The organism is Paenibacillus sp. FSL R5-0475 (assembly GCF_038004585.1).
Taxonomy (GTDB): domain Bacteria; phylum Bacillota; class Bacilli; order Paenibacillales; family Paenibacillaceae; genus Paenibacillus_AQ.
In genome coordinates, this window is sequence record NZ_JBBORK010000001.1 from 2,188,449 (window position 1) to 2,203,732 (window position 15,284).

Genomic DNA, 15,284 nt, shown 5'->3' on the forward strand with positions numbered 1-15,284 from the left:
GTAAAAACGCTGTAAAAAAGACACAGCGCTATAGCACTGTGTCCTAATAATTACTAATAAGTTCGTTATGCACCAGCTTCTTCAGTCAATAGCTGTAACTTCAGCAGCTTAATTCGAGAAATCCGCTTATTATCCGTTTCTTCCACAATAAACAGATGATCATCAAATTCTACAGACTGTCCTTTTTGAGGTGGATTAACCTCCAATTTAGAATACAGCCAACCGCCTATCGTATCATAATCCTCAGTATCCATATGGAGCCCCAAAAGATCATTGATCTCTTCAATAAGCATCAAGCCGTCGATGGAGTGTTCATCCTCCCCCAGCTTCTCAACACCAGGACGTTCCTCATCGAACTCATCCTGAATTTCTCCTACAATTTCCTCCATGATATCTTCCAGCGTAACCATTCCTGATGTTCCACCGTACTCATCAATCAGAATGGCGATTTGTGTCTTTGCGCGCTGCATGACTTTCAGCAGAGCACTAATCTGAATAGATTCTGGTACGGTTAGTATAGGACGAATCAATTTATTATAGCTTTGTTCACGATCCCTAATTAAGTCCTTGATATGAATGAAGCCTAGGATATGATCCTTATCACCATCACAGACTGGATAACGCGTCCTCATTCCATCAAAAGCAATCTCAAGGTTCTCTTCCGTTGAAAGATGATTATTCAGACAAATCATTTCTGTTCGAGGAATCATGATCTCACGGGCCATTGTGTCCACAAATTCAAAAATATTGTCAACCAGCGCCATTTCGGTATTATCAATAAAGCCGCTTTTATTACTTTCTTGCATGATAATACGGATTTCTTCTTCCGTATGCGCCGTTCCCAGCTCTGAAGCAGGGGATAAACGGAAGATCCGTAATAAACCACGTGCCAGCCCATTTACGATCCAAATCACTGGATACATGATCTTGTAAAACACATTCATCGGCCCAGATGTTAGCAAAAGGACAGATTCAGCCTTGTTAACTGCAATAGTCTTAGGTGCAAGCTCTCCTAGTACGATATGCAAGATAGTGATAAACATTAGAGCAATAATCAAAGATACAACATTAACAGCGGTTACTCCAAAACCTATACTTCCTAATAAGGGCCCTACAAGGTTAGCTATAGCGGGTTGCCCCAACCATCCTAGCGCAAGTGAAGCCAATGTAATACCAAGCTGACAGGCGGATAGATAACCTTCCAAGTTGCGTACGATGCTTCTCGCTTTTAAAGCTTTTTTACTACCTTCTTCAATAAGGGTATCAATTCTACCGCTTCGTACTTTCACCATTGCGTATTCGACTGAAACAAAAAATCCATTTAATAATACCAACAGAATAATAAGACCTACGTGTAATATACCGGGTAAAGGGTCGCTCAATTTATAATCCTATCCATCATTCTCCGTACGGATGGATAGGCCCACCTCCTTCGTTTTTTCAGAGTATCGGCAAGAAGCTTGCCAGTTGTTCCTTTCAGTATCAATTTCCCAATGGTTTCATCTCCAGTCTGGAATCACGTTTTTGAATATATACTTTATTATATTATTACATAGCCCATCAAAACAGGTCAAAACCAGTGTAAAAATATGATCTATTTTTGCCGCTGATGGACACATCCCCCTTAATAGTAGAAACAGGTACAAACTAATAAAAAGAGATTATGTGATTTTTCCGTGATTTTATCAGATGATTTTCTTTTGTTCTAATTTCTTATAAATGTGTTCCTTCTATTATATATGTTAAGTCTTTAGAACCCGTCCCGTCAACCGGAGCACCTCCAGCTTACGTTGAAGTTCCAATTGCTACTCATGATCATTCATAACGCTTGCCAGTCTAGACTGATTTTCGAACATCAGTCAGTCACAACATCAACGCCATGACCAAAATGTGACCATTTACTATTGCACTCTCAAGACAGCAAAAAAACTTACAAAGTAAGGTTTTTTGATAAGTGGGTCCTGAGGGACTCGAACCCCCGACCAATCGGTTATAAACCGACCGCTCTAACCAACTGATATAGAGGAAAGGGTTAAATGCCTTAAACTCTATACAAGAATTCTTGTTTTTATTGGGATTAGCTAATATTGATTAAACTTAATTAAAATGAGTTTGTGACCAAATTTGTGACCAATGTCCCCTTCCATGTCCTCCTTTTTTTAGACTATATAATACAAAAATAAATTAATTTTTCATACGAACACAACCAAGATAAATTAAATAGTTACGAATTAAAGTAGAAAATATTACCTTATTCTGATAGACTACTCCCAGAATCATACATTGGGGGTAGTATTTTTTTATGAAAAGAATTATTGTACCAATCATCATGTCCCTTGTTTTATTGTTGATGCCTGTACTTGCTGAGGCACATCCAGGACGCACAGATGCAAAAGGCGGTCATTATTGCCGTACAAATTGTGCAAAGTGGGGACTGGAAGACGGAGAATACCATTACCATAATGGAGGAAGTTCAAATTCAAAACCGGCTGCCACGGCTAAACCAGTTGTTAAACCTACCGCGAAACCAACAGCAAAGCCTACTGCCACACCAGTTCCAGCTCCAGCTTTGCTTTTACCAAAGAAACAGAACGTTGGTACTCTTCAGGTCTACTTTTTTGATGTTGGACAAGGTGACTCTACTCTAATTCGGACTCCGAATAATCAATATGTCCTCATTGACGGAGGTAATAACGATCAGGGCAAGAATATAGTAAAGTACCTGAATGGCCTTGGTGTAAAAACACTTGATGCCCTCGTTGCTACTCATCCTGACGCAGATCACATTGGTGGGTTAGATGATGTTTTGAAAGCGTTGGACGTTAAATCTGTCTACGCCCCAAAGGTATCACATACCACTGAAACATACAAAGATTTTTTAACCGCTGTGAAGAATGAAGGACGTACCATCAAATCAGTGACTAAAGGCACTACTATTCCTTTGACTGGTGTTGAGGCGAAGTTTCTGGCTCCTATTAGATCGTATGGGGATAATCTTAATGACTGGAGTGCTGTTTTAAAAGTTACTTATAAAAACAAGTCCTTCCTGTTTACCGGCGATGCCGAGAAGGTATCAGAGAACGATATGTTAGCCGATGGCATGAATTTAAAAGCTGACGTATTAAAAGTCGGACATCACGGCTCCAGTAGTTCAACTAGCAAAGCATTCGTCGACGCCGTTAAACCACAGTACGCAGTAATAAGCGTAGGTAAAAACAATTATGGGCATCCAGATTCCGGAATACTTACAAGGTTAAAAAATGCGAATACTTCAGTGTTACGAACTGATCAAAAAGGTACAATTACTGCAATAAGTGATGGCAATAAAATTACCTTTACATCGACTAAGGGGGCCAAGTAAATGCAGAAAGGAATCATTGATCGCTTCGAGGGTGAATATGCAGTCATTGAATTTGATGGTAAAACCGAAGATGTCCTTAGATCAGAACTACCGGCGGAGGTTAAGCCTGGAGACACGCTTATTTTCGAAGAAGACAAGGTCATAATTGATACTGAGGGTACAGCCTCGCGGAAAGAAGAAATGGATAGTTTAATGGATGAGTTATTCGAGGAATAATAGTTATGCCCCGACGATAGCTTCCGGGGCATTTTTTTTATGTAGTCACCTGAATAACATCGTCGATCTTAATCCAATCATTGTCATATTCCATTTGTTCGAGGATGCTGTATCTGCAAGAAAAGCTGGCGAGGATATGTATCATCGACCTATTATGGAAGATAGCTTATAAAACAAAAATCCCCCACCTTCGGGAGTCAAAGAACAAGGAATGTGTGTTGGATGGAAAATAAATTTATTGAAAAACAGCTTCAACATTATAAAGCATATCTTGAAAAAATGGCTGCCTCACTTCTAGAATTATGGACACTTTCTGAACCAGTGAAAATTAGGATTTTGAGTCAGCTAGAAGATACATATTATTATATTCCTGATGATACAAAATGAATATTAAGTTTCATTGGAAAAAGAAAGCCCATAGAATGGGCCTTCTCATTAATGTTATTTTAGGAATTAACGAACTGAGGTTACGCAATTAAATAATAAAGGGAAATAAAAAGGGTATTTCTTCTCGTCTTTCTTCTCGTCTTTCTTCTCGTCTATCGCTTCGTCTTTCTTCTCGTCTTTCGCTTCGTCTTTCTCCTCGTCTTTCACATCTTTCTTCACGTCTCTCTTCGCGTGGGAAGACGCCGCAGCTACAAGCGATAATTACCAATAAAATGAATAGCACCAGAATCGTAGCAGAGCTAGTGTGCATTATTCAATTCACCTCCATCGTTGTTAATACCATGTAGATTATGTGTTGATAGAGCTTAGTGATTGGATGTTTGTTCCGATATGATACTAGCCTTATATAAAATGATAGGACAATGAGTGCGAACGATTTACTGAGCCAATGTTGAACGAATAAAGAAATACATGGGAGGTGGTTAAATTGACGGTCACAATTCCAGTTCGGTTAGTATGGACATTAATTGGTATTCTTGGAATCCCGACCTTAGCTTTCGTATTGGTCTTTGCGAATTAAGAAATGAACATTCGTTGAATATCAAGTTACATAAACAGAAAAATCCCCGCCGACCAGTTAAGGTTGACGGGGATATGTCTTTGATTATGTGTTTAAAAAATCCGCCAGCATGAGTACTGGCGGATTTAATTAGGTGCAGCTATATTGGGAGGTTTGAAACTTAGATAAAGAAAGTCTTAGAGATGATTACCAACAAGATAAATAGAACCAGAATTGCAGCGGTAGAAGTAAATCCTCCAGCAAAATCACCCATCATAATTCCTCCTTTGTAAATGAATACAATTTAGAATATACAAGCTTTTGTAATGATGACCAGCAGGATAAAGAGCACCAAGATTGCACCTGTGGACGTAAAGGCTCCACCAACAAAACGTTCAGGTTCACGTTCACGTTCACGTTCACCAACGCCGCAACAACGTTCTCCACGTACTTCGCCCATTTGTCAATTCCTCCTTTTTAATTGGATACAAAACTAAGATATGCGGGATTTGTATCGGTGCTTGGGGTAAATGGAAATTAGCGTTCACCCCAACCACAAGCAGTGGAAATCAGGTTACTTTCTCCACGTTTATATCTATCAAACATTACTGTTCAGGAATACCCTACTATACGTTCCTTATCAGTAAGAGAAAGGGGGAATAAACCATGAACTTTCGCAAACAAGCCAAATTACTACAGGGCAAAAGCGTACAGGTGATAACCACTGGAAGTGTTTTTACCGGAACTCTCTCATCAGTTGGCACAGATTTTCTTATTCTAAGTTCCATTATTAGAGGGCGTAGAAGAAGACGCATCATACGATTGGCGGAGATTATTCTGCTCTCAAGGTTATTCGGCTAAAAGACTATTAAGATACAGAAAGCATATCTCAAAGTTTCCTTGTGCGTAATGCGGAGTACAGCCCATGATACAACATGTAATTTGTATTCAAGATTAGAAAAACAGGAAAACCCGTCAGGCATAAGCCCGGCGGGTTATTTTATGTATGTTCTAAACTCAAACCGTCCCCGAACAAAATGAGCTCCAGCGAGCTTAGGTGTATATCCCTCTACGATTCCACCGTAATCCCCCAACGACCAATTACGGTTGACGGGGGATTTGTTATTTCAGGTAGTCTTTTAAGATGCTTCCAAGTTCTGATGTGTATTTGGTTAGCCGTAGGCTGATTTCTGTCCGCATAACATCACGAGTTAATCCAAAGCGTTCCTGATATCCTCGGCAAAAGATTTTGTAATACGTGATATAATCATCCTGCTCATCCGCCAGCATTTTGATATTCCGCTGCTTCAGCTCTTTCTGCAGTCGATAGGTATCCTGCATGATCCGGCGTTGTATGGCTTCACCAGCCATCAAATAGGCACGTTTAAGAATGTTGCTGGAGGGCTCGATCTCTTTCAGGCTCTTGCTAACCATAGTATCTATATAAGGAAGCAAAATGAGGTCTCGAACCATCGTACGTTCCTCCATAGTTATCATTTTATCTGGGTTCTCACGCTGCTGTTCCTCGTACTGCTCAACATGCTCGGTCATGATCATTTTCGTTTTCCAGCGTTCATTACCGTCCAATTTGGTCACAGTGACCCCTCCTAATGATAAAGCCAGTAATCAATATTAGTACCGCCTCTTCCGTTCTCTGTGCCTTGTTGTGGCGTTTTTTCGTACGGTACGTTTCGTTCCCAACCATCGATAATAATTGTTGTCTCGATAGGCGTAGACACATCCCAAACTATATAATGCTCCGCAGACAACACCTTAAACCCCTTAATTATCTCCGCCGGGCGACGTCCGCTCAATCGTCCCAACTCTTTGATGTTGGGCATCCGCCTAAAATGATATCTAAACTGCGATATAATCCGCAGCAGCTTGCGCGAAGTATCATCAAGCATGACGCTTCTCCACTACAGGCTGCCACGAGAGGACACTCGCTACCAAGAACACACGCGGTGCCCCAGTGGTCAGGCAAGTAGCCCTAATACGGCTGGCACGAATGCCGTTTACTTCAATTTTCCGTTGAGTGATCTTACCTGATTTATCTTGATAGACGATTTCCACCGTCTGCCCGGTAATCATCTTCATAATTTACGCCTCCATAATAGGAACATTCGTTTGTATCATAACGGAACATTTGTTCGCAAATCAATTAAAACGCTCTCTCCGCAATGGGTTTATTATCTATTTAAACAAAAACATATATCTTTTTACATAATTATAAAAAAATGTTTATGCAAATTATTATTTTAATTATAAAATTTGTATTGAAATCCAAAGAAAGGCGCGATTAAAGAGTAATGTTTTTCAAAACAATTTGAGGAGTGAATGATATGAAAAAAATAATGATAGTCATTGTATTATTATTAGTATTTGCTGGTATACCATTAACTGGAGTATTTGCTGCTGAAGAAGATTATTATGTAGGCGATATTGGTTACGATTCTAAAAATACAATAACTCAGTTATATTTCACAGCAAACTATAGCGGTGTTGCTGCTAAACGAGTTGAAGTATATGATAAAAATAATGTATTATTAAAAACTTTCACCAATCCTGGGTTCAGTGATGGATTAGAAGTCAACACCTTAGACTTCCGCTATATCATTGCCTATTTTTCTGGAAATCCAGAATCCATGGCCTATGCTAGAAATAGTGCTGGGAATAAAATAACCTTAGTTAAAAACGGTGCCTTACCAGTAGCTCCAACGCCTCAACCTACTGTCGAACCAACACCAATATCAACACCAGAACCAACAGTAATTCCGACACCGACACCTGAAGTTCCATCAGGTGATCGAGCAATACTGGTCCTTACTTTAACTACAGGTATTGATAAAGAATTTGACCTAACAATGACTGAAGTTAATGCATTCCTTAACTGGTATGATACAGGTTCCGGATCTGCCCGTTATGGGATAGACAAGCACAATAACAACAAAGGTCCATTCAGTAAACGTACAGAGTACGTAATACATGATAAGATCCTAACCTTTGAGGTAAGTGAATACACAACAAAGTAAAAAAATACCCCGCCGACCACTTAAGGTTGACGGGGTATTTGTTATACACGCTTATGCCAAAACCATCCTAAATTCAAATTCACTTCTCATGTAGTAAGCATCCGCAACCTTAACGCTCACTGGACTCCATTTTTGGACTGGACCCTCACAATCAATTATACAACCAGATAGATCACCGCGGAGTTCGAGTATATCCACTTGAGACTGCGACAAAGCAGCCGTTAGAAATTCTGCATCTGTCTTCAGGACTTTAAAAATATTACTCAAAACGATCACTCCATTGCATTAAAGTCCCCCTCCATAATTAAACAGCATACTCAAAAAATAATTATCAAGTTCCTTCTCTTCAATTGAAAAAACTTCATGGTCTTCATGCTTAATAATTCTTCTTAAGATATCATCAAGTCCTGTTGTAACACTTATCAAATCATGGTCATTCCCTTTAATTAGCGCGCCATGAATAACTGTAGATCTTAGTCCATATGCTTTTTTCACAAAATTAAATATCTCTCTTTTATTTTCTCCCGAATTCCCCAGCAAGGTAGCAGTCCTTTCGGCAATTTTATGTACAACCTCAGATTTATCAGTAGTAAATAAACATTCTAGGGCAGTACAGTAAGATACAATCTTCATGGGAGGAGCACCAGCAGCTCTTGCTGCAGCAACAAAGTACAGCGCTCTATCAAATCGGGTTTGTTGTGAGCTTTTATAGAAGTGGTTATTAGTAAGGTACTTTCCCCCGAAATTTTCCGCCTTCATTTCTTCTAAAGTAAATGGAGTGAAATAAGAAATTGCATCAATTACTTCTTCTTTTGAAAAACTGGATTCAAGTTCGCTGCCTGAAGATGCAGAATAGATTGTCGTAAGAGACGCTTTATAAGTAAAGCCTTGTTCCAAATCATCTTCATAAACAATTAGAAATCCATCTCTAATATAAACGTTGTTGTCTTTTGTCATCCAAAGTGAATGAACGAATTGTTCAGCTTCTCTTAAGAAATGAAAAGTTGTCATCGACCCTCTTGTGTCCATTTCCTCTTTCGTCACAACATCAGTAAATTCACCGATTTTATAGTAATAAACTTTATTAATAAATTCATCAGTAGAATGTACCCCGGCTGTACTCCTTAGCAAATTTGAAAATATTGTTCTTTGAAGAACACCATTTCCGTTTGAAATTCTAGTGCCACTATATATATTGATTCCTTTATTTAATATAGATTCTATTTTTAAATTATGAAGAATGGTTAAAAACATGTATTTCATCGAATTTCCTCCAGCGAATGAATTTAATGAATTGATAAGGTCCTCCAAATAACTATATTACAATAAGGAATATGATGTAAATTATATATTTACAAAAACAAAAAAAGCCCACCAGCCGAAGCCAGTGGGCTAATTTCTTTATTCTTTTGTATTCCCATCCCTCTTACTAAACGCCAATTCAAACAATCCAGTAGCAGATAGTCCAGCCAAGCCTCCAGCCCACAGTCGAAGCACAAGTTCTAGCTCGGTAAACGGATAAGTAGCAGCGCCAACCAGTAAGCCGATAACCAACCCAATCAACGGCAATATGTTTTTAGGCACGTTAACTGAGGTCTTTACAAACTGTACCCCCGCCAACACAAACACTGCCAGAACAGAAGCAAAAGCTAGAACGTTATTTAACACTTCATTATTCATAAATTAATTCCCCTTTTATTCGGTTGGTATCCCTGCAGCACGCCGCAGGTGATCAGCTATATTTTTAAAATAAGCCATTCCTGATTTATCTCCCTTGAGTTGAGCGGCAAACCATCCAGGAGAGAGCCATCTAAAGATAATCTCCTGAGCATTACTCTTGAATAACTGTTTAAAAGGCGCCGTTGATCCTGGCTGTAACGGGATACCCGCAGCCGTCCTCAGATTATCAGCAAGGTTGTGAAAATGTGTTAAGCCCACCTGATCCTTTTCCCTATGAGCCACAAACCATGCTGGGGATACATAATCATCGATTAACCTTTGAGCTACACTGGCAGGCATTTGCACAGCAACAGGCGGTATAACGGACACTGGCTGTTCTTTAATTTCTGCTACCACATCATAAAGCAAATCTTTAAGTGTTTTACCTACAGTCGCTAATGCCTGATCAATGTCGCGTTTACGCGCAGGATCTAACTGCTTATGACTTGGGATGTGTGTCAGTGAGTTAAGTTCCCACTTGTCACAGCAATAAGCCATATACCACACAAAACGCTTGTACGACTCAAGGGTATTTATCTTACCTCCATAGCATAGCTCCACACCTAATGCGATATCATTAGCATCATCTCCATAAAGTTTATTGTCAGTTGTAACACTGTATAGGACATGCCAAGCCTTTTCTGCTGGATCTGGCCCCGTACCTGTTGGGATGATCTCTAATATCTTTTTATCATCAATGAATGTCTGAGCCGAGGCTGAGCGTTCTTTAAGATTTTGAAAATAAGTAAAGTGGTTATCCGCCGTTGCCCCTGGATTACCTGTATCATGAGCAACTAAAAAACCCGGCGTTCCCGATGTTAAACGGGTGCCGGGTCGTACATTTTGACGCTTATTGATATAACGCCGTTCAATCGGGTATTTATCTTTAATCACTTAGTTCCCTCCCATTCTGATAGCCACCACAATGGCCCCTATAATCACTGTAATGATTGCCCCGCCAACAGTCCTCCAAAGCCAACGCTGTGCGTCCTCAATCCTGTCTAGCCTATGATGTGCTGATTTAGTAGATTGCATAGCTTCACGCGCTAAATCTCGCGTTGCTTCAATAGTCGTTGTTAAGGCAGGTACTGCTTCAAGTGTCTTTTCGATTCTGGCCAACTGTATCTGAATTTCCACAAGTTTATCCTCTGTTCCCAAGACTCCGCCTCCTCCTGACATCCCTACTCCCCCTCTCTAATCCTCACAATATAAATAGCCCCCGTAACTGCTACGAGGGCAAAATAAAAAACGCCTAAACAGGGCGCATTCTGCTCTATCAATTCTTCAAGCCATGCTTCAAGATAATCTCTGGCACCTCTATATCTAATTGCCCTGTTAAGTATATAAAAGGGTAATATAGATTGGAATATTTATATAAGTGATTAACAGTTAGGAAGGTTACACTACCTTACAAGAGTAATGAGACCATTCAAAAGCAGATCATTCGTCATATCTGATGTCGGAGTATATCCAGCGCGTGGAACCACACGGTATTGCAATTTTATGGGGTCATTTACCAGAAAATTAGCGGTGGATATATTACTAGTTATGGAGGATTGACGACTTACAAGAGAACCTCTTCCAGTGTCCCTTGTGACTGAGTACACATTGGGTAACGTTTGTGTCGCGTTGGCTGAATCATTTTGCCATGCTGAGCCAAGGGACGCGTAAAACCCTGTTCGGACATTGTACAAACCAATGCTTGCGGTATAAGTCAAGGTAGACGAAGGGTCTGATCGTATAATTCTATTTTGCGCTGCTGTATTGGGATGTAGGTGTATTATGAGCTGTCGAATGTCAGTAGAAAAGTCTACGATATCGTAGGCTAAATCTGCTGGAACTGCTACGGGACTTATTGACACCTTAAACGCTGACAATTCTTTAAATGTAGATGGCGATCTTACAACCATAGATCCCTGAATTCCAAACATAATCAGTCCTTGCGGTATGTTATATGGCTGGAGGTTAGGTTCTTCTACGACATATCTTGTGCTTCCGTCGTGGTAGCCTGCATCAGATGATTTAACTACTACCGCAATTTCTCCAAATGATGATTCATCTAACGTTGCAGGGAGATACTGGCCAGCCTTACTCACCATCGTTCCTACGCCATTGTAAATCGCTCCAGCGCTGAAACCGACTCCTTCAAGTACTTGTGATGCCTTGGCATTCCCGGGCGTATATATAATAGCCATTGTAACACCTCCATCTGTTATTAGCAGTCAATAATCGAGCCTGACGCATAGACTGCGTTTGCTGCACTACACTTAATCAAAAGGCTTATTGGGCTATCTGAAGTAGCAGCGAAGAAAGCAACGGGTAGAGAGTAGCTTCCTATAGGGAATACATCGTCTACGATTACCGTGCTCTGTACTGTAGAGGCATGATCTTTGTAAGTAGCTGTTACCTTTACACTAGAGGCAGCAGTCAGTCGTAAGTACACTCTCGCCTCGAAGTTACCACTTTCCGCAGGCGTACGTGCCAGAAAGGCAAACTCAGAAGTAGTCGTAACGAAGTAATTTGTCGCACTAGCTTTTCCATATTGCGGAGTCAATGCTGGTGTTACAGCATTGAAGATACCTGTTTCAGAGGTAATCAAACCCATCTGCCAGCCTTTCTCCCAGCCTGTTATAGCACCAAAAGCGGCCGTAAATTCAGATACCTCTATATGTGTAATACCCCATACAGTAGTGAGGCTTCCTAATAGAATGCAGTTGTTCGTACCATCATGAGCTAAACGAACTCGATCAAATGGAACTCTACCATTTAACACAGCACTGACGTTAGCCCAAGCAGGAGTAGTAGAGTAGTTGTAGCCACCTAGAATCAATTCCCAAGCACCTTTGCCTGGGGTATAATCATACCCTTTTATTTTGATACTCATCATGGTATTGCTCCATGTTTTAGGTAGTGTGATTTTAATAGTCCCTGTAGCAGTACCAGTAGCATTATACCCTACTAAGTTACGGTAACTATAGAAAGTACCATCATAGTTCCTAACAAGAGCGGCAGTCATGGTTCCTCCAGCGCCTGTAATGACAGGAGTCCATGGCGACCACACGCCAAGCTCTGTTCTTGTCCTAAATGACCTGTTCATTAGATTAACAGAATAAACCTCTTGTACTACATAGGCGGTACTGGTTACGTACACATTCAAAGCACACCAGTCAATGCCCGGGCTATTCGTGTAACTTGATGCAGAGCTTAGGTGGTAAACGCCCGAAGTGGTTACGGTGTTCAGATCGGTACCTGCAGCTACATTACTTCGTTGACGTATTAACAGCTGGTCATTCTTCTCAGTCCACAGCTTAGCCCACGGCTGCCATATACCATTATTAACTTTCTGCCTTACCCATGTGCCTCCAGTAACGCCAAACCACATCTGCCAGACCCAGTTACCTAAGTTGTCATGCACTTCGCCTGTACTGACGTGCACTACAGCTTGCCCGTACCCTGTTTCAGGAGCACCAGTAGCAGAATTTCCAATAGGGAAAACTCCCGCTGTATACAAGGTGTCCATATTGGTGATTGTTGTAGCCCCACCACCTAGTGAGCTGTAAGCATTAGCTCTTGGCACCTTGGCGCTACTGTCTAGCCCTGCGTAACCATTAGCGGCGTTCTTTTTGCCGGAGTGCTCTAGTTCGTACCATTCAGAGAATACGCCGTTATAGATGTTCCGTGTAAACACACGCATGGTTACTCCTGCAATGTAAGTAGTAAGCCTTTGATTATAACCTGCATGCTTAGTTACTGATAAAGAAAACGCTTGACCAGCTACAGCTGCTGGCATATTCGTCATAGTAGCTGCGTTAACATTTCCATAGCAGTAATACTCTCCTTCTGCAATAGAATTCAAATCAGTACCATCAGCTACCACAACGCCCTTACGTGCAATATTAGGAGGAATCTGAGCATCGTATACGTCACCACCGGGGTCTAGACCTGCATACCCATTAGCTACATTCCTTCTACCACTGTGTTCAAACTCGTACCAACTCAACCAAGTACCAGCAGCGCTGAGATATCGAATAAAGGAACGTAGAGATGAGAAGTCAGTTGCTCGCTGGAATACACCTGCGTTACCTCCAACTATTCTACGAACTTCAACTAGACCAGACCCAAAGTCAGCATGCTTACCTGTTACAGCTCCTCCAATGTAGTAGTCACCAGGGGTTGTAAGTGTGTCCAGTGAACCTGTCGAATAGACAAATGCTAGACCATCATTCTGCGTCAGCTGGTGTTTTTGGAACTCTTTTCCGTTTAGAAGCTGTACGTTGTTTTCTAATACCTGTGCTGCTTTTGGAAGTGTAGTAACAGCGCCTGTGTACACAGGTGACAAAGAGACAGTTGCATCTCTAACAGAAGACCAAGTCTCTACAGTGATAGAAAAAGTATTGATGTAAGCAGAGCGTGCTTCGATTGGAATGAAGTAGCGCGCATTGGTAGCATCGTAAGCAATTTCACCAATAGAAATATGGTTAGGCAGATCGTCCGTAGCTTCTAGGTATCTCGATGGAGCACTGTTAACTACGTTAGGTGGGCTGAGGATTACAGCATAAGTCTTAACGAGCACACCTTTGGCATCAGTACCTGCATAAGCTCCAGCTATAGTGACTTTTATTCTGCCGTGTACAGGACCAGAGATGATGATATCTGCTTTCTGGTTACTGACTGCTGCCAACGTCAGCAGAAATGCCTGTTGCCCATAGAAAGGTGTAGCGCCTAACCGAATACCATTTCCAAGAATAAGCTTCGCTGCATCCATGGCGGGAACACCACTTGCAGAACCCTTTTCTGTCTTAGGAATAGATGCATTCTTGGCGTTACTCTCTGCTGCGTTCCAAGCAGTTCGTTCTGCGGCTGTAACGTGTACTGTGGTGTTATCTACGTGAGTCTTGGTTGCAGCTAGTGTAATGTCAGGTGTGTCGAATGGATTAGCCTTACCTGTGATAGCTTTAAGATATTTAGTAAGCCATGAAAACCATTGAGTGATAGAACCCGTTAAGCTATAGGGAGTAGCAATCGAAGGATCCGCAGTACGATTACCTATCGTTGTATCTGTAGCCGATCCCGCAGCACCAGCTCCAGGAATGAGCCCGGCCAACTTCGCCTTCTCTGCAGAAGAATAATCCTCTGTTGAAAGTTGTTTGCCTGATACCTTGTCCACTTTTCCCGAGAGCTGATTGGTGACTGTGGCCGCAAAGTTTGGATCATTATTCAGTGCATCTCCGATTTCCTTTAGTGTATCCAGAGCATCCGGCGCGGCCCCGACCACAGCTTGAATACGCTGGTCAGTCTCCGTTTTGCTGTAAGTAGATGACTTATCTGCCTTTGCAAGCAGCGCGGTATCTGCATAGGTTTTGGCAGCTGATAGGGCAGCATCTGCTTTAGTCTGAGCACCTGCAGGTGTCTCCTTTGCCTTCCATTCCGCCCTTTCAGCAGCCGTTATGTGCGTGACTGTATCTTTTTTATGAGCATCAATATCCGTAGTGTTCAGATTCGCCAATTCATTGACGGTCTCAATACCATCCTCAATATGATTCAAGCGTACCGATGTAATCCTCGTACCCTCCTGGACTAATTCATAAAGCGGGCGTCCTGTCTGTGGATCAGTCTTTTGCTTTCCTGAGGCATCCTTAATCGGCTTGGTCAGATCGGGAATCTCGTCCCTCCATTGCTGCTTGTTATACGCCACCAACATTCGCCTCCAATCTCAAAACTATTTCAAAGGCAATCAAAAACCCCTTATCGTTTTTTGTAACGGTAAGGGGTTGGTCTGCCAGTATATTACCTTCAGCATCCAGCAAGGCTGCGCCTAAAAGCTGTTTGCCGACGGCTTGCGTCTCTGTTATATAAATGTACTTTCGAACAGACATACCAGACACAATTGTGTTGTAAATAGGATACGTCGTCTGAACGCCTCCTATATTCACTCGAGCGCTAACGATATAACCATTCAAATCTGTAATCAACTTATCCAGAAGCAATTGCTTAATTACGTCTGCCATTT

20 protein-coding genes are annotated in these 15,284 nt (G+C 41.4%); 5 read left to right on the forward strand and 15 right to left on the reverse strand.

Annotated elements, in window-relative coordinates:
- Nucleotides 1–65: 65 nt before the first annotated feature.
- Nucleotides 66–1,382, reverse strand: coding sequence for a hemolysin family protein (locus MKX41_RS09515; protein ID WP_042188644.1), 1,317 nt, complete (start codon nt 1,380–1,382; stop codon nt 66–68).
- Nucleotides 1,383–2,302: 920 nt separating this feature from the next.
- Here MKX41_RS09515 and MKX41_RS09520 point away from each other — a divergent pair.
- The 3 genes from MKX41_RS09520 (at nt 2,303) to MKX41_RS09530 (ending at nt 3,964) form a co-directional block, all read left to right on the forward strand.
- Nucleotides 2,303–3,361 (forward strand): MBL fold metallo-hydrolase, encoded by a 1,059-nt coding sequence (locus MKX41_RS09520; protein ID WP_340969898.1) that lies wholly within the window; start codon nt 2,303–2,305, stop codon nt 3,359–3,361.
- The gene (locus MKX41_RS09525) at nt 3,362–3,577 is read left to right on the forward strand and encodes a DUF3006 domain-containing protein (RefSeq protein ID WP_340969901.1); all 216 of its coding nucleotides are present in this window, start codon (nt 3,362–3,364) and stop codon (nt 3,575–3,577) included. It begins immediately after the preceding gene.
- 222 nt (nt 3,578–3,799) lie between these two features.
- Nucleotides 3,800–3,964, forward strand: coding sequence for a hypothetical protein (locus MKX41_RS09530; protein WP_340969904.1), 165 nt, complete (start codon nt 3,800–3,802; stop codon nt 3,962–3,964).
- Nucleotides 3,965–4,030: 66 nt separating this feature from the next.
- On the opposite strand, the gene MKX41_RS09535 is transcribed toward MKX41_RS09530, so the two are convergent.
- From MKX41_RS09535 to MKX41_RS09545, 3 genes are all read right to left on the reverse strand, one after another.
- Complete coding sequence (locus tag MKX41_RS09535; protein ID WP_340969906.1) at nt 4,031–4,183, reverse strand: hypothetical protein; 153 nt, start codon at nt 4,181–4,183, stop codon at nt 4,031–4,033.
- A gap of 521 nt (nt 4,184–4,704) precedes the next feature.
- Nucleotides 4,705–4,800: a sporulation protein YjcZ gene (locus MKX41_RS09540; RefSeq protein ID WP_427472411.1), complete on the reverse strand. Its 96-nt coding sequence runs from the start codon at nt 4,798–4,800 to the stop codon at nt 4,705–4,707.
- A 27-nt stretch (nt 4,801–4,827) separates the two neighbouring features.
- The gene (locus tag MKX41_RS09545; protein ID WP_197071257.1) at nt 4,828–4,983 is read right to left on the reverse strand and encodes a hypothetical protein; all 156 of its coding nucleotides are present in this window, start codon (nt 4,981–4,983) and stop codon (nt 4,828–4,830) included.
- A gap of 206 nt (nt 4,984–5,189) precedes the next feature.
- Here MKX41_RS09545 and MKX41_RS09550 point away from each other — a divergent pair, with 206 nt between their 5' ends.
- Nucleotides 5,190–5,384: a hypothetical protein gene (locus MKX41_RS09550; RefSeq protein WP_339241463.1), complete on the forward strand. Its 195-nt coding sequence runs from the start codon at nt 5,190–5,192 to the stop codon at nt 5,382–5,384.
- Nucleotides 5,385–5,645: 261 nt separating this feature from the next.
- Here the strand turns inward: MKX41_RS09550 and MKX41_RS09555 are convergent, their stop codons facing one another.
- Genes MKX41_RS09555 through MKX41_RS09565 form a run of 3 tightly spaced genes read right to left on the reverse strand, consistent with a single transcriptional unit; the run spans nt 5,646 to nt 6,620 of the window.
- Nucleotides 5,646–6,119, reverse strand: coding sequence for a hypothetical protein (locus tag MKX41_RS09555; RefSeq protein ID WP_340969911.1), 474 nt, complete (start codon nt 6,117–6,119; stop codon nt 5,646–5,648).
- An 11-nt stretch (nt 6,120–6,130) separates the two neighbouring features.
- On the reverse strand, nt 6,131–6,430 hold the full coding sequence (locus MKX41_RS09560) for a hypothetical protein (protein ID WP_340969913.1): 300 nt from the start codon (nt 6,428–6,430) through the stop codon (nt 6,131–6,133).
- Complete coding sequence (locus tag MKX41_RS09565; RefSeq protein ID WP_340969915.1) at nt 6,423–6,620, reverse strand: hypothetical protein; 198 nt, start codon at nt 6,618–6,620, stop codon at nt 6,423–6,425. Before MKX41_RS09565 ends, MKX41_RS09560 begins: the two co-directional genes overlap by 8 nt.
- A 245-nt stretch (nt 6,621–6,865) precedes the next feature.
- Between MKX41_RS09565 and MKX41_RS09570 the strand changes: the two genes are divergently transcribed.
- Nucleotides 6,866–7,555, forward strand: a complete 690-nt coding sequence (locus MKX41_RS09570) for a hypothetical protein (protein ID WP_340969917.1) — start codon at nt 6,866–6,868, stop codon at nt 7,553–7,555.
- Nucleotides 7,556–7,606: 51 nt separating this feature from the next.
- On the opposite strand, the gene MKX41_RS09575 is transcribed toward MKX41_RS09570, so the two are convergent.
- The 8 genes from MKX41_RS09575 to MKX41_RS09610 form a co-directional block, all read right to left on the reverse strand.
- A complete protein-coding gene (locus MKX41_RS09575) occupies nt 7,607–7,822 on the reverse strand; it encodes a hypothetical protein (protein WP_340969920.1) in 216 nt (71 codons plus the stop codon).
- An 18-nt stretch (nt 7,823–7,840) separates the two neighbouring features.
- Nucleotides 7,841–8,818 (reverse strand): hypothetical protein, encoded by a 978-nt coding sequence (locus MKX41_RS09580; RefSeq protein WP_340969922.1) that lies wholly within the window; start codon nt 8,816–8,818, stop codon nt 7,841–7,843.
- 138 nt (nt 8,819–8,956) lie between these two features.
- Nucleotides 8,957–9,235 carry a holin gene (locus MKX41_RS09585; RefSeq protein ID WP_340969924.1) on the reverse strand — a complete coding sequence of 93 codons (279 nt, stop codon included), beginning with the start codon at nt 9,233–9,235 and terminating at the stop codon, nt 8,957–8,959.
- Nucleotides 9,236–9,250: 15 nt separating this feature from the next.
- Entirely contained in the window at nt 9,251–10,168 is a 918-nt protein-coding gene (locus MKX41_RS09590) for a peptidoglycan recognition protein family protein (RefSeq protein ID WP_340969928.1), read from the reverse strand.
- Nucleotides 10,169–10,453 carry a hemolysin XhlA family protein gene (locus tag MKX41_RS09595; protein WP_149647245.1) on the reverse strand — a complete coding sequence of 95 codons (285 nt, stop codon included), beginning with the start codon at nt 10,451–10,453 and terminating at the stop codon, nt 10,169–10,171. It lies immediately after the preceding gene.
- A 224-nt stretch (nt 10,454–10,677) separates the two neighbouring features.
- Nucleotides 10,678–11,469 (reverse strand): hypothetical protein, encoded by a 792-nt coding sequence (locus MKX41_RS09600; RefSeq protein ID WP_340969934.1) that lies wholly within the window; start codon nt 11,467–11,469, stop codon nt 10,678–10,680.
- A gap of 20 nt (nt 11,470–11,489) precedes the next feature.
- Nucleotides 11,490–14,969, reverse strand: coding sequence for a pyocin knob domain-containing protein (locus MKX41_RS09605; protein WP_340969937.1), 3,480 nt, complete (start codon nt 14,967–14,969; stop codon nt 11,490–11,492).
- Entirely contained in the window at nt 14,959–15,282 is a 324-nt protein-coding gene (locus MKX41_RS09610) for a hypothetical protein (RefSeq protein WP_340969939.1), read from the reverse strand. Before MKX41_RS09610 ends, MKX41_RS09605 begins: the two co-directional genes overlap by 11 nt.
- Nucleotides 15,283–15,284 lie beyond the last annotated feature (2 nt).

Coding starts and splice junctions, on each gene's coding strand:
- MKX41_RS09520 (WP_340969898.1), top strand. CDS start 2,303: ATGAAAAGAATTATTGTACCAATCATCATGTCCCTTGTTTTATTGTTG.
- MKX41_RS09525 (WP_340969901.1), top strand. CDS start 3,362: ATGCAGAAAGGAATCATTGATCGCTTCGAGGGTGAATATGCAGTCATT.
- MKX41_RS09530 (WP_340969904.1), top strand. CDS start 3,800: ATGGAAAATAAATTTATTGAAAAACAGCTTCAACATTATAAAGCATAT.
- MKX41_RS09540 (WP_427472411.1), bottom strand. CDS start 4,800: ATGATGGGTGATTTTGCTGGAGGATTTACTTCTACCGCTGCAATTCTG.
- MKX41_RS09545 (WP_197071257.1), bottom strand. CDS start 4,983: ATGGGCGAAGTACGTGGAGAACGTTGTTGCGGCGTTGGTGAACGTGAA.
- MKX41_RS09550 (WP_339241463.1), top strand. CDS start 5,190: ATGAACTTTCGCAAACAAGCCAAATTACTACAGGGCAAAAGCGTACAG.
- MKX41_RS09560 (WP_340969913.1), bottom strand. CDS start 6,430: ATGCTTGATGATACTTCGCGCAAGCTGCTGCGGATTATATCGCAGTTT.
- MKX41_RS09565 (WP_340969915.1), bottom strand. CDS start 6,620: ATGAAGATGATTACCGGGCAGACGGTGGAAATCGTCTATCAAGATAAA.
- MKX41_RS09570 (WP_340969917.1), top strand. CDS start 6,866: ATGAAAAAAATAATGATAGTCATTGTATTATTATTAGTATTTGCTGGT.
- MKX41_RS09580 (WP_340969922.1), bottom strand. CDS start 8,818: ATGAAATACATGTTTTTAACCATTCTTCATAATTTAAAAATAGAATCT.
- MKX41_RS09585 (WP_340969924.1), bottom strand. CDS start 9,235: ATGAATAATGAAGTGTTAAATAACGTTCTAGCTTTTGCTTCTGTTCTG.
- MKX41_RS09595 (WP_149647245.1), bottom strand. CDS start 10,453: ATGTCAGGAGGAGGCGGAGTCTTGGGAACAGAGGATAAACTTGTGGAA.
- MKX41_RS09600 (WP_340969934.1), bottom strand. CDS start 11,469: ATGGCTATTATATATACGCCCGGGAATGCCAAGGCATCACAAGTACTT.
- MKX41_RS09610 (WP_340969939.1), bottom strand. CDS start 15,282: ATGGCAGACGTAATTAAGCAATTGCTTCTGGATAAGTTGATTACAGAT.